Origin of the sequence: Flavobacterium magnesitis (assembly GCF_041729735.1) — a bacterium.
Taxonomy (GTDB): Bacteria; Bacteroidota; Bacteroidia; order Flavobacteriales; family Flavobacteriaceae; genus Flavobacterium; species Flavobacterium magnesitis.
The window spans coordinates 62,361-75,934 of sequence record NZ_JBCFQK010000005.1; the positions used below are offsets into that span (position 1 = coordinate 62,361).

Below are 13,574 nucleotides of genomic sequence, written 5' to 3' on the forward strand. Positions count from 1 at the left end.
CCATATTATTGTACAGAACGGATTATGAGAGAAAATGACATGTTAGAAAAAGAAGAAATCTTTTCTAAAGTTTTACGTGCAGGACGAAGAACCTACTTCTTCGATGTGAGAGCTACAAAAGCTGATGATTACTATATTACCATTACAGAAAGTAAAAAATTTACTGAAGAAGATGGTTCATTTCACTTCAAGAAACACAAAATATATTTGTACAAAGAAGATTTTACCGCTTTTACCGAAATTCTAGGCGAAATGACTTCTTATGTTTTAAACCACAAAGGAGAGGAAGTTATCTCCGAAAGACATCAAAAAGATTTCAAAAAAGAATATGCCACGGAAAGAGTAAGTGCTGAAGAAGATGCTATTCCGGGAATATCCAGTTTTACCGATATTGATTTTGATGATATTTAATATCTCAAAACAAATAAAAGCAAGTCCAAAAATCATTCGGTTTTTGGACTTTTTCATTAATAAAAATTGATAAACTATGAATTTAACAACAATTAATTGGGAAGAAATGACAAGTAAATATCTGAAAGAATACAGCGAACTAATTATTCCCTGGCTGTTAACCAGTGGGATTAAAATAGTTTTTCTTGTTATCATTGCGTTTTTCATGAACAAAATTATAAATCGTTTTATTGAAAAAGCAGTGAGAATAGCAATAAGACCCGATAGACACTCATCAAAGGAAGCAGAAGAAAAACGAGAAAACACACTAATCCAAATTTTTACCACTACTGCAAAAATTGGTATTTTATGCATTATTCTTTTAATGATATTGGGAGAATTTGGCATCGAAATTGGCCCTATTTTAGCCGCTGCGGGGATTGTAGGTTTAGCATTTGGTTTTGGTGGACAATACCTTATCCGCGACATCATTTCAGGATTATTCATTATTCTGGAAAACCAATACCGTGTAGGTGATGTGGTTGATTTTGATATTGCCAGCGGAGCTGTAGAACAAATCAGTTTAAGAAAAACAACTTTAAGAGACATGGACGGAACGGTACATCATATTCCTCATGGAGAAATTAAAAAAGTGTCTAATCTTTCTACTGATTTTTCCCGTATCAATTTAAACATTGGCGTTGGATACAGCACCAATATTGAACATGTTATAACTGTAATTAACAAAGTAGGAAATGATTTGGCTAATGAATCCGAATGGAAAAATTTCATTATAAAAGCGCCACAATTTTTAAGAATTGATGATTTTGCTGATTCTTCTATTGTTATAAAAATTTTAGGAGAAACACAACCCAGCAAACAATGGGAAATAACTGGTGAGCTTAGAAAAAGAATTAAAGTTGCTTTTGAAAATGAAGGAATTGAAATTCCGTTTCCACAATTGGTCGTGCACAAAGCCATTGAATCTGCCGAAACTAAAGCAACAGAAACAACTTTATAGATTGGTTTCGTAGCCATTCTAAGCAATTTAAATAATCAAGAACTATGAATATAAAAACCCCTATTGTATCTGTAAACTGGCTTAAAGAAAACCTTCAGGATCCTGAATTAATTATTCTTGATGCCGTTTTAGATACTCCGCCTCATGATTTGCAAATCGTTGGTGCACGTACTTTTGATATTAAAAATAAGTTCAGCGACACTTCAAATCCTTTGCCTAACACATTACCAAAACCAGAAGCATTTGCTGCCGAAGCCCGAAAATTAGGCATCAACAAAAACAGTAAAATTGTGGTTTATGATACCAAAGGAATTTATTCCAGTCCAAGAGCCTGGTACTTGTTTAAAAGTATGGGACATGAAAATGTTTGGGTACTCGACGGCGGACTTCCTGCTTGGATAAAAGAAGATTTACCAACAGAAAAAGTAGCTGCAAAAAATTATTCAGAAGGGAATTTTGAAGCCAATTTCAAACCCGAAATGTTTAAAAATAAGGAGCAAATTTTAGAGAATATCAGTTCTCAAAAAGCAGTAGTTGTTGATGCACGTTCATCAGATCGTTTTCATGCCGAAACCGAGGAACCTAGAGAAGGCTTAAGAAGCGGACATATTCCCGGAGCTGTAAATCTTCCTTTTTCGAAAGTATTGAAAGAAGGGAAATTTTTACCTAAAGAAGAATTAGAGAATATTTTGCCATTCCAAAACCAACCCTTATATTTTTCCTGTGGCTCAGGAATTACAGCTTGTATCGATTTAATTGCATACGAATTGGTTGCTTCAAATGCTCCAAAAGCAATTTATGATGGCTCCTGGACCGAATGGGGACAAGATCATAATTTACCCATAGAGAAATAAAAAACGGTGTTATCCTATTCGTAAACCATTTTCAATTTTAAAATCGGGAGCTAATAGGATAACATCTCCTTCTTGACCTACAGCACCTAAAACCAGACATTCGCTCATAAATTTTCCAATTTGTTTTTTTGGAAAATTCACAACAGCAACAATTTGTCTATTTAAAAGCGCTTCTTTAGTATATCTTTTGGTAATTTGTGCCGAAGTTTTTCTGATTCCAATGGTTTCACCAAAATCAATAGTGAGTTGAAAAGCAGGTTTTCTCGCTTCTGGAAAGTCAGCAACTTTCATTATTGTGCCTACATACATGGCTACTTTTTCAAATTCATTCCAGGTTAAATTATTTTCCATAATTGATTTCAAAAATATTATAAACTCAAAATTAGTTTTTACCTTCTAAATAGCCATCTATTTTAGTAACTTTAAACTCTAAACAAAAAAACAATGGCACGCACTCCATCTAACATGCTTGAATTAGGAACGATAGCTCCTGAATTTTATTTAAAAGACACCACTTATAACAAAAAGTGGTTCACTTTTGCTGATTTAAAAGGAGAGAAAGGAACGCTCGTATTTTTTATTTGCAATCATTGCCCTTTTGTACATCATGTATTAGATGAAATTATTCGAATTGCCAATGATTACAGAGTTCAGGGAATTGGAATTATTGCTATTTCAAGTAATGATGTGGTGAATTATCCGCAAGATTCTCCTGAGTTGATGACCGAATTTGCATTCGAAAACAACTTTGAATTCCCTTATTTATTTGACATCACACAAGAAGTGGCTAAAGCCTATGACGCTGCCTGCACACCAGATTTTTATTTATTTGACAGCCAGGATAAATTAGTTTACCGCGGACAACTGGACGATAGCCGTCCTGGAAACGGAATTCCTTTAAGCGGAAGCGACTTGCGTGGTGCAATTGATGGGATTTTATACAATAGAACTATTAATCCTGAGCAAAAACCAAGTCTTGGCTGTAATATTAAATGGAAATAACAGCATAAAGTATAAATCTTTAACTAACTTTGTTTTAGGAAAATCATTATTTATGACAACTATTCAACTTGCATCGACACCTTCTTTTTTGTTTTCTTCTTCAAGAAAGCAAAACGTTGTTGCATTTTTTCCTCATAACAAAGCCTTTATCAATTAGACCTCCGCTCCATTCCATTTTTCTTCGAGGCGGAGGATTCATTTCTTTAATTACATATTTTATTTGATTGGAATTTCCCAATCAAATTATTCTTTCACTATTTTTTATCTCATGGGCTAAAACAATTTTAGCAACTGAGATAAGAGATTTTATTTTATAAATAACTTTTAAATTTAAATATTATGAAACCCACTCCAATTTTAACAATTACAGATTACAACATACTGCGTGAATTAACAAAAAAAGCCAAAGACAGTAGTAACATTCGAGAAATTGCATTGCTAACACAAGAATTAGATCGTGCTATAATCAATAAAGAAGACCTGCTGGACGACACCATCATCCGAATCAATTCTCATGTGGTTATTGAAGATGTAAAGACTCAAAAACAAATGAGTATTCAAATTGTAATGCCTTCGCAATCTAATATTAAAGAAGGAAAAGTATCTATTTTAGCACCATTGTGCGTGGCGGTAATTGGTTTTAAAGAAAATGACGAAGTAGAATGGCAATTACCATCTGGAATTAAAACACTAAAAGTAATTGCAGTGACTAATTCTAAAAACACCTAATTTTATGGTTTACAAACACCTCATCTTTATGAAGGTGTTTTTTTTTATATCTAAAGTTAAGGCATAAAAAAATCCCAATCTCATTTTTAAAAACGAGTCGGGATTTTATTGATTATCAAAAGATCACTAAAAATGGATCATTGATTATTATTTTACGTCCATTAATTCAACGTCAAAAATCAAAGTAGCATTTGGTGGAATTACTCCTCCTGCACCACGAGATCCGTATCCTAAATGAGATGGAATTACAAAACGAGCTTTATCTCCTACTTGTAACAAAGCAATACCTTCATCCCATCCTTCAATAACATTTCCTCTTCCTAATGGAAATTCAATTGGTTTTTTACGTGGGTAAGAGCTATCAAAAACTTTTCCGTCAGGCAATTGTCCCGTGTAATGCACAGAAACTGTTTTTCCGTTTTCTGCTTTTTTACCTTCACCTCTTTGGATGAATTGGTAACGCAAACCACTTTCTGTTTTTTCAAATCCAGCAGCTAGTTTTTCCATTGCTTCTTCAGCAGCATTTTTTTCAGCTTCCAAACGTTTTTTACGATTTCCTTCAAAGGAACGGAAAGCTTCAACTGCATTCCATTTTTGAGCTTCTTCTCCTACTCTAATAATTTCTAAAGTTTCTAAAGCATCCCCTTGAGCAACAGCATCCACTACATCCTGACCTTCTACTACATGACCAAAAACAGTGTGTTTTCCGTCTAACCAAGAAGTTGGTACGTGAGTGATGTAAAATTGAGAACCATTTGTTCCAGGACCTGAATTAGCCATAGCTAAAACTCCTGGTTTATCATGTTTTAAACTTGGATGAAATTCATCATCAAATTTATAACCTGGATCTCCTGTTCCTGAACCAAGAGGACAACCTCCTTGGATCATAAAATCAGGAATAACTCTGTGAAAATTCAATCCATCATAATATTTTGTCCCTTGAGGTTTTACATTATTTTCAAGATTTCCTTCCGCTAATGCTACAAAGTTACCAACAGTTCCTGGTGTTAAATCGTGAGTTAATTTTACTAAAACAGCTCCTTTTGAGGTGTTGAATTTAGCGTATATTCCGTTTTCCATTTTTTAAAATTTTTATTGAAGTGCAAATTTACAAATTAATTTTTTATCCGTTGTTGCTTTCTAATGCTTTCCGTTTGGATTTATAGGTTGTCCCATAAACGGTAAATGCCAAAGCTGATAAAAGCAAACATCCTAAAGTTACTGCATGCCATCCGCCCAGTTCCCATAAAAACAAACCATAAGCTGAACCAGCAGCTGTTCCTAAAAAGCTAAAAGACATAAAAACAGTATTCATCCTGTTTCTGGCTTCAGGAACTATCGAATATACCCGGGTTTGATTTGAAATATGAACACCTTGTAAACCAATATCAATCAAAACGATTCCGATTATTACACCAATAACACTTTGTCCTGAAAAATAGAAAATCATAAAGCTCAAAGCAATCAATGCACAGCCGTAACCAACAGCAATACGGGAACCGCCTTTATCTCCTAATTTTCCAACTAAAGGAGCCGCCAAAGCACCCGAAGCTCCCACAATTCCAAAAAGACCAATAGTGGCACTATTGAATGAAAAGGGTTCTGCCGAAAGCAATAAAACCATAGTGGTCCAAAAAGCACCAAACTGAGCAAACGAAAACACATTGATTAAAGTAGCTTCGCGCAATAAAGGTTGTTCTTTAATTAAACTAAAAAGAGAAGAAATCAATTGTCCATAAGAACCTTTAAATTCTGGTTTATTATAAGGAAATTGTTTTTGGATAATAAAAAATAGCAGCAAACACAATCCAGAAGCAATCCAGAACATAGCACGCCAACCTAATACTTGCCCGATAAATCCGCTCAATGTTCGGGACAATAAAATTCCCACTAGCAAACCACTCATAATAGTTCCCACCACTTTACCCCTTTGTTCGGGCTTACTCAACGAAGCTGCCAACGGCAAAATAAGTTGCGGTACAATAGAAGTAATCCCTATTAAAAGAGAAGCAATTTCTAAAATTAAGAAACTCTGTGCTGTAGCAGCAATAATCAAAGCAATTACTGTAGCAAAAGTGGTAATTAAAATTTGGCTTTTTCTTTCAATCTTATCTCCTAAAGGCACCATAAAAAATAAACCGATAGCATAACCTGCCTGAGTTAGATAAGTTATTGTTCCTGCATCGGCATTAGGAATATTAAATTCATTAGCAATTAGAACAATTAAAGGTTGGCAATAATATAAATTAGCCACTATTAGTCCAGTGGCTACCGCCATAAAGAGGACATTTTTTTGAGATAAATTCATTTTGCAAAAATACTAATACCAAATAAAAATTATTTATTTTTCTTTAAATAAAACGAAGTACATATCAAATCAACCAAATCTTCGATCTTTTTTTTAATTCTAAAAATTTTATTTTTCCTGCGTTAGTCCTGCATTTTTCAAATAGGGTTCTATTTGCATATCATGTCCTATAAATTCCCTGAATGCTTGGTTTAAATCGACACTGTTACCAACAGATAAAATATATTTTTTGAATCGGTCACAATTAGCCCGAGTCATTCCGCCATTAGCCATCATCCAGTCATAGGCATTATAATCTAAAGTTTTAGACCAAGTATAAGCATAGTAACCTGCCGAATAACCATCTCCACCCCAAATATGTTGAAAATAAGGCGAATGGTATCTTGGAGGAACTTCATTAACTAGTAAACCGTATTTTTGAAGCACCTCTTTTTCAAATTCTAAAGTAGGTTTAAAATCAGATTCATTTTCTACAGTATGCCAAGCCATATCTAATATGGAAGCTGCTAAAATCTCGGTTACTTCATAACCTTTATTAAAAGTCTCTGCCTTTTTTATCTTATCAACTAATTGTTGTGGAATAGCTTCTTTGGTTTGATAATGGATGGCATAATTCTTTAAAACTTCGGGATCTAAAGCGGCGTGTTCATTAATTTGAGATGGAAATTCTACAAAATCTCTTGGTACAGAAGTACCAGAAATCGAAGCATATTGTTGGCTAGCAAACAAACCATGCAACGTATGTCCAAATTCATGGAACATAGTTATTACATCGTCAGAACTAATTAATGAAGGATTTCCATCTACTGGTTTTGAGAAATTATAAACATTGACAATAACTGGTTTTTGTTTTAAATAAAAAGACTGATTTACAAAATTACTCATCCAGGCACCTCCTTTTTTATTATCTCTGGTATAAAAATCCAAGTAATAAATACTTATCGACTTCCTATTTTCATCAAACACTTCATATACTTTAACATCTGGATGATATACAGGCAAATCATGACGCTCTACAAAAGTGATTCCATACATTTTTTTTGCAGCAAAAAACACTCCTTTTTCTAAAACAGTAATTAATTCAAAATAAGGTTTTATTTGGCTTTGATCTAAATCATACTTTTCTTTTCGTACTTGTTCAGAATAAAAATCCCAATCCCAAGGTTCTAATTTAAATCCTCCATTTTGAGAATCGATTAAATCCTGAATTGCTTTTGCTTCTTCATTAGCTTTTGCCACAGCTGGAGTTGCAATTTTTGCTAACAAATCAATAGCTGGAGCAGGTGTTTTTGCCATTTGGTTTTGTAATTTCCATTCGGCAAAATTTTTATTCCCCATTAATTTGGCTTTCTGCAAACGTAATTTTGCTGCTTTTTCTAATACTGCTCTTGTATCTCCGTCATCCTCTTTCTCTGCACGATTTGATGAAGCCTCAAATATTTTTTTACGTGTTGCTCTATTTGTAAGACTTCCTAATAAAGGTTGTTGCGTAGTATTTAATAATGGAATTAAATATTTGCCTTCTTGTCCAGCTTCGGTTGCTTTTGTTTTAGCAGCAGCAATTTCATCAGTACTTAACCCATCCAAATCTTTTACATTATCAAATAAAACTGCACCATTTTTTCTGGCAATTAATAATTTGTTATTGAATAAGGTTCCCAAACTAGCCAATTCTCCATTGATTCTTTTCATTTTATCCTTATCCGCATCAGATAAATTAGCACCAGCCAATTCAAATTGTTGCAAATAATAGGCTGTCAATTTCTTATCTTCTCCTTTTAGCGATTTTAAATCTAATGCTTTAATACGATTATAGAGTTTACTATTTAAGTACATTTTATCGCTGTGAGCAGAAAATATTGGAGCATATTCTTCTTCAATAGCTTGCAATGTTGGATTGGTATTTGAAACTGCCAAATTGTTAAAAATTGCCTTAGCCCTTTTTAAATCAGCTCCGCTTATTTCTAGTGCCAATACTGTATTTTCGAAACTGGGTTTAGCCGCATTATTAGTTATTTTAGCTATTTCTTTGTCATGTATCTTCAAACCATAATCAAATGCTGGTTTAAAATGCTCGTCTTTAATTTTATCAAAAACCGGAGCTTGATACTGTAAGTTACTTTCTTGTAAAAGTGGATTTGTCATTTTTGTGGAATCGTTTTGCGCATTTATTTTTTGCATTTGTAATAAAGCTAACATAAAAACAGAGCTCATTACAATCATTTTGGGAAAGATTTGTATCATGAAGTTATTTATTTTAGAGCATAAAATTATTTATTTCCTAGAAAAGCAATCAAAGGTTTTATAAACAAATCAAAACTCTCAATATGGGGCATGTGACCAATATTTGGAATTTCTACTAATTTAGAACCTGAGATTTTTCGTTGGGTTTCTTTTCCTAAATTTTCATATAAACCCATCGTTTTTCGAACCGATTCGCTTACTAATGGTTTTCCTAAAGCCGTTTTGTCTCTTGTTCCAATAATTAATAAGGTAGGAGATTTGATATTTGGAAACTCATACACTACAGGCTGATTAAAAATCATATCATAAGTCAAAGCTGCATTCCAGGCGTATCTTTTAAAATCAGGATTAAGTGTCCAACCTGCTAATAAATTTACCCATTCATCATATTCTGGTTTCCATTTTCCATCATAATAACTTTCTAATTGGTATTTTTTTATTTTATCATAAGACTGGTTCATCTCGCTTTCAAACCACCAATCGACATTTTTATAAGGTACTTTTAATTTCCAGTCTTCTAATCCAATAGGATTTTCAAGAATTAATTTTTCTATAGTTTCCGGGTACATTAAAGTAAATCGAGTAGCAAGCATTCCTCCCATCGAATGGCCTAAAACAGCTGTTTTTTGAATTCCTAAAGTATCTAAAATACGTTTTGTGTTTTCTGCTAATTGCTGAAAACTATACTGAAAACGCAACGGTTTATCGGATTTTCCAAAACCAATCTGGTCTGGAACAATAACCCGAAATCCTTGTTTTGCCAATGCATCAATAGTGGTTTTCCAATAAGCTCCATTGAAGTTTTTACCATGCAGCAGCATTATATTTTTGCCATTATAATTCTCTGGTTTTACATCCATATAACCCATTTGCAATTTTTGTTGCTGCACTGATAAACTAATAAAATGCACTGGATATGGATAATTGTAAGTTTTTAAATTAATGTCTAATTGTTTCAATTGGGCTTGCTGTGCAAAAGAAAACAAGCTGATAAAAAATAGACTGATGGATAATTGTAATTTCATCTTTGTTGTTTTAAATATTTTGGGGAATTGTAAATTTAACCATAAAGAATGGGCAACGGAAAACTATTTTCGAAATTTTACAATTTCTTTGAATTCCGCTTCTCATTCGAAAATTAAATCAACACAAAAGAATGTCTTCTAAAAACAGTTGCAAATTGTATCTTTGCAGCCTAACTATTGGAAGATTATCATGCGAATTGACATTATTACCGTTCTCCCAGAATTATTACGAAGCCCATTTGAAGCTTCGATTATGAAACGTGCCATCGACAAAGGTTTAGTGGAAGTTCATTTTCATAATTTACGTGATTACACCACTAACCGACAAAAAAGTGTGGATGACTATCCTTATGGCGGCGGTGCTGGAATGGTAATGACGGTACAACCTATTGATGCTTGTATTACCCATTTAAAAAGCGAAAGAAGTTACGACGAAATCATTTATATGTCGCCTGACGGAGAAACTTTGAACCAAAAAATGGCCAATACCATGTCTATGTATGAAAACATAATTATTTTGTGTGGACATTATAAAGGAGTAGATCAAAGAGTACGCGATCATTTTATTACTAGAGAAATCTCGATTGGTGATTATGTTTTAAGCGGAGGCGAATTAGGCGCTTTGGTTTTATCAGATGCATTAATACGTTTAATCCCGGGAGTTTTGAGTGACGAAACCTCAGCTTTGACAGATAGTTTTCAAGACGGATTATTATCAGGACCTATATATACAAGACCCGCAGATTACAAAGGATGGAAAGTTCCCGAAATATTAACTAGCGGAAATTTTGCAAAAATTGACAAATGGCGTGAAGACATGGCGTTTGAACACACTAAAAACAGACGACCAGATCTTTTAGAATAAATTCCAAATTTTAAAAATTCCAAATTCCAATTGATTAAGCAGTAAAAAAAATGGAATTTGGAATTTGACTTTATTGAAGTTTAATTTTCTTTATTGGAATTTGAGATTTTTTTATTGGAATTTAATTTTTTTAACTACTTTTGCAGCCACATTTAATTAACCTCTGGCGATAACCGTGAATGTTGATTCGATTTAAAACCATAATTAGCAATTAAAATGGCAAATTTAGTAGATTTCGTTAATAGCGAATTTGTTACAAGAAAAGATTTCCCTGAATTCGGAGCTGGAGACACAATTACAGTTTACTACGAAATTAAAGAGGGTGAAAAAACAAGAACTCAGTTCTTTAAAGGAGTTGTAATTCAAAGAAGAGGTACTGGAAGTACTGAAACTTTTACAATTCGTAAAATGTCTGGTGCAGTAGGTGTTGAGCGTATCTTCCCTGTTAACTTGCCAGCTTTACAAAAAATTGAAATCAATAAGAAAGGTGCTGTACGTAGAGCTAGAATTTTCTACTTCAGAGAACTTACTGGTAAAAAAGCAAAAATCAAAGACAAAAGAAGATAATTTATTGTCTCTTTATCATAAAAGTCCCGACAATGTTGGGACTTTTTTTTGCATTATATCTAAATCCAGAACAGCATCCTCAAAGAAACAGGCATTCTTCAAAAAAAATAACATTTTAAAGCCTTGTAGTTAGTTATCCCATAATTCGCTTATTTCTATAACAAACCAGACGGTATTTTAGTCTGATTTACATATCTTTGCACTGCTTTTTTCAAAGCAAAAAATACATTTCACATTCTTTTTTAAAGGATTACGATTATAAAATTAAAAAAATGACACAAAAATCAAAGATTGTTTACACATTAACTGACGAAGCACCTTTGTTAGCTACTTATTCGTTTTTACCTATTGTTGAGGCTTTTACTGCAACTGCAGGAATCGAAATTGAAACAGAAGATATTTCTGTTGCTGCTCGTATCCTTGCTAATTTTCCTGAGTTTTTAACTGAGGAGCAAAAAGTAAAAGATTCTTTGGCTGAATTAGGAAAACTAGCTACTGCTCCAGAAGCAAACATTATCAAATTACCAAACGTTTCTGCATCAGTTCCTCAGTTAAAAGGAGCTATTGCTGAATTGCAAGCACATGGATACAAGGTTCCTAACTTCCCTGAAGATCCACAAAATGATGCTGAAAAGGAAATTAAAGCTAAATATGCTAAAATATTAGGTTCGGCTGTAAACCCAGTTTTACGTGAAGGAAACTCTGATCGTAGAGCTCCAAAAGCAGTGAAAAATTACGCAAAAGTAAACCCACATTCAATGGGAGCCTGGTCTGCTGATTCTAAAACAGCAGTTGCTTCTATGGAAAGCGGTGATTTTTACGGAAGCGAGCAATCACTTACTGTGGCTGAAGCTACTGATGTAAAAATCGAATTTATTGGACAAGATGGAACAGCTACTGTTCTTAAAGCAAGTACTCCATTAAAAGCAGGTGAAATTATTGATAGTTCAGTAATGCACCTGAACGCCTTAAAATCTTTTGTTGCTAAAACAATTGCAGATGCTAAAGCAAAAGGAGTTTTACTTTCTGTTCACTTGAAAGCAACAATGATGAAGGTTTCTGACCCAATTATCTTTGGAGCTATTGTTGAAGTATATTTCGCAGCTGTATTCGAAAAATATGCTGCTTTATTTGCTGAATTAGGAGTAAATACTAAAAATGGTTTAGGTGATGTATATGCAAAAATTGCTGGTCACCCACAACAAGCTGAAGTAGAAGCTGCCATCAATCAAGCAATTGAAAATGGTCCTGCTTTAGCTATGGTAAATTCAGATAAAGGAATTACTAACCTTCACGTTCCTTCAGATGTAATTGTTGATGCTTCTATGCCAGCAATGATTCGTACTTCTGGACAAATGTGGAATAAAGAAGGAAAACCACAAGATACAATCGCAATTATTCCAGACCGTTCTTACGCTGGTGTATATACTGCTACAATTGATTTCTGTAAAAAGAATGGTGCTTTCGACCCAACCACTATGGGATCTGTTCCAAATGTAGGTTTGATGGCACAAAAAGCAGAAGAATACGGATCTCACGATAAAACTTTCCAAATGTCAGCTAACGGAGTAGTTCGTGTAGTAGATGTAAACGGAAACGTTTTAATGGAACAAGCTGTTGAAGCGAATGACATTTTCAGAATGTGTCAAGCTAAAGATGCTCCTATTCAGGACTGGGTAAAACTAGCTGTAAACAGAGCACGTTTGTCTGATACTCCTGCAGTTTTCTGGTTAGACGAAAACAGAGCACACGACAGACAATTAATAGAAAAAGTAAACTTATACTTAAAAGATTACGATACAGCCGGATTAGATATCCGTATCTTAAACCCAATTGCTGCAACTGAATTTACTTGTGAAAGACTTATAAAAGGATTAGACACTATCTCAGTAACAGGAAACGTATTGCGTGATTACCTAACTGATTTATTCCCAATTTTAGAAGTTGGAACTTCTGCTAAAATGTTATCTATCGTTCCATTAATGAATGGTGGTGGATTGTTCGAAACGGGTGCAGGTGGATCAGCTCCTAAACACGTAGAGCAATTTACACAAGAAGGTTATTTACGTTGGGATTCATTAGGAGAATTTTTAGCTTTAGGTGCTTCATTAGAGCATTTAGGACAAAGTTTGAACAATGAAAAAGCAATTGTTTTATCTGAAACTTTAGATCAGGCTAACGATGCATTCTTGCAAAATGACAAGTCACCAGCTAGAAGAGTAGGTCAAATTGACAACCGTGGTTCTCACTTTTACTTAGCTTTATACTGGGCTCAGGCTTTAGCAGCTCAAACTAAAGATGCTGACTTGCAAGCTATTTTTGCTCCAATTGCAAAAGAATTGACTGAAAACGAAGCTAAAATTGATGCCGAATTAATTAGTGCTCAAGGAAAAGCGCAAGAAATTGGTGGATACTACCAACCAAATCCTGCTTTAGTAAGCAAAGTAATGCGTCCAAGTGCAACTTTAAACGCAATTTTAGATAAAATAGCAGTATTAAAAACAGCTTAATTATTTTTATACAAATATTCAAAAGACAACTCGAAAGGGTTGTCTTTTTTTTTTTTTTT

General features: G+C 33.8%; 13 protein-coding genes. 8 read left to right on the forward strand and 5 right to left on the reverse strand.

The features are described from left to right. Positions 1 to 24 precede the first annotated feature (24 nt). The 3 genes from AAGV33_RS05375 (at position 25) to AAGV33_RS05385 (ending at position 2,265) form a co-directional block, all read left to right on the forward strand. Positions 25 to 411, forward strand: a complete 387-nt coding sequence (locus tag AAGV33_RS05375; RefSeq protein ID WP_373390927.1) for a PUR family DNA/RNA-binding protein — start codon at positions 25 to 27, stop codon at positions 409 to 411. A 76-nt stretch (positions 412 to 487) separates the two neighbouring features. Beyond that, a complete protein-coding gene (locus tag AAGV33_RS05380) occupies positions 488 to 1,411 on the forward strand; it encodes a mechanosensitive ion channel family protein (protein ID WP_373390928.1) in 924 nt (307 codons plus the stop codon). 44 nt (positions 1,412 to 1,455) lie between these two features. After that, a complete protein-coding gene (locus AAGV33_RS05385; RefSeq protein WP_373390929.1) occupies positions 1,456 to 2,265 on the forward strand; it encodes a sulfurtransferase in 810 nt (269 codons plus the stop codon). Between the two features lie 9 nt (positions 2,266 to 2,274). On the opposite strand, the gene AAGV33_RS05390 is transcribed toward AAGV33_RS05385, so the two are convergent. Further along, positions 2,275 to 2,616 carry a tRNA-binding protein gene (locus AAGV33_RS05390; protein WP_373390930.1) on the reverse strand — a complete coding sequence of 114 codons (342 nt, stop codon included), beginning with the start codon at positions 2,614 to 2,616 and terminating at the stop codon, positions 2,275 to 2,277. A 93-nt stretch (positions 2,617 to 2,709) separates the two neighbouring features. Here AAGV33_RS05390 and AAGV33_RS05395 point away from each other — a divergent pair, with 93 nt between their 5' ends. Together AAGV33_RS05395 and AAGV33_RS05400 are read left to right on the forward strand one after the other, a co-directional pair. Further along, on the forward strand, positions 2,710 to 3,267 hold the full coding sequence (locus AAGV33_RS05395; RefSeq protein WP_373390931.1) for a thioredoxin family protein: 558 nt from the start codon (positions 2,710 to 2,712) through the stop codon (positions 3,265 to 3,267). Positions 3,268 to 3,606: 339 nt separating this feature from the next. Then, complete coding sequence (locus tag AAGV33_RS05400) at positions 3,607 to 3,996, forward strand: GreA/GreB family elongation factor (protein WP_373390932.1); 390 nt, start codon at positions 3,607 to 3,609, stop codon at positions 3,994 to 3,996. 147 nt (positions 3,997 to 4,143) lie between these two features. Here AAGV33_RS05400 and AAGV33_RS05405 read toward each other — a convergent pair whose 3' ends face one another. From AAGV33_RS05405 to AAGV33_RS05420, 4 genes are all read right to left on the reverse strand, one after another. Next, positions 4,144 to 5,076 carry a peptidylprolyl isomerase gene (locus AAGV33_RS05405; RefSeq protein ID WP_373390933.1) on the reverse strand — a complete coding sequence of 311 codons (933 nt, stop codon included), beginning with the start codon at positions 5,074 to 5,076 and terminating at the stop codon, positions 4,144 to 4,146. Positions 5,077 to 5,119: 43 nt separating this feature from the next. Then, positions 5,120 to 6,274: an MFS transporter gene (locus AAGV33_RS05410; RefSeq protein WP_373390934.1), complete on the reverse strand. Its 1,155-nt coding sequence runs from the start codon at positions 6,272 to 6,274 to the stop codon at positions 5,120 to 5,122. 138 nt (positions 6,275 to 6,412) lie between these two features. Then, positions 6,413 to 8,485, reverse strand: a complete 2,073-nt coding sequence (locus AAGV33_RS05415; protein ID WP_373391030.1) for a M3 family metallopeptidase — start codon at positions 8,483 to 8,485, stop codon at positions 6,413 to 6,415. Positions 8,486 to 8,574: 89 nt separating this feature from the next. Further along, a complete protein-coding gene (locus tag AAGV33_RS05420) occupies positions 8,575 to 9,573 on the reverse strand; it encodes an alpha/beta fold hydrolase (protein WP_373390935.1) in 999 nt (332 codons plus the stop codon). A gap of 190 nt (positions 9,574 to 9,763) precedes the next feature. Here AAGV33_RS05420 and trmD point away from each other — a divergent pair, with 190 nt between their 5' ends. The 3 genes from trmD to AAGV33_RS05435 all read left to right on the forward strand — a co-directional run bounded on the left by trmD (position 9,764) and on the right by AAGV33_RS05435 (position 13,515). Further along, on the forward strand, positions 9,764 to 10,438 hold the full coding sequence (gene trmD, locus AAGV33_RS05425; protein ID WP_373391031.1) for a tRNA (guanosine(37)-N1)-methyltransferase TrmD: 675 nt from the start codon (positions 9,764 to 9,766) through the stop codon (positions 10,436 to 10,438). Between the two features lie 216 nt (positions 10,439 to 10,654). Further along, positions 10,655 to 11,005: a 50S ribosomal protein L19 gene (gene rplS / locus AAGV33_RS05430; RefSeq protein ID WP_373390936.1), complete on the forward strand. Its 351-nt coding sequence runs from the start codon at positions 10,655 to 10,657 to the stop codon at positions 11,003 to 11,005. Positions 11,006 to 11,277: 272 nt separating this feature from the next. Next, positions 11,278 to 13,515, forward strand: a complete 2,238-nt coding sequence (locus AAGV33_RS05435) for an NADP-dependent isocitrate dehydrogenase (protein ID WP_373390937.1) — start codon at positions 11,278 to 11,280, stop codon at positions 13,513 to 13,515. Positions 13,516 to 13,574 lie beyond the last annotated feature (59 nt).